General features: G+C 56.6%; 1 protein-coding gene. It reads left to right on the forward strand.

Features of this window, described 5'->3' with window-relative positions; all coding sequences use genetic code 11:
- The coding region (locus J1779_RS00005; RefSeq protein ID WP_217202528.1) for a hypothetical protein at positions 1-228 on the forward strand (228 nt) is incomplete at both ends.

The following is a 228-nucleotide window of genomic DNA, read 5'->3' on the forward strand; positions in this document are numbered from 1 at the left end:
TTATCATACAGGCCTACGGAAGCGATGACAGCGTGACGGTCAGCAACTACTTTGCCGGTACTGATCAACCCGGAGGGATTTATCGCCAGTTCAGCTTTGTCTTCGACGATGCGACGCTGACGGAGTCGGATCTGGCGAGGTCGGGGATGACGTACAACGGAACGGACGCTGGTAACAATGCCTCGGGCTGGTATGCCGCTGATCTTATGTACGGCGCAGGCGGTAACG

It is taken from the genome of Rahnella rivi (assembly GCF_019049655.1).
GTDB lineage: Bacteria > Pseudomonadota > Gammaproteobacteria > Enterobacterales > Enterobacteriaceae > Rahnella > Rahnella rivi.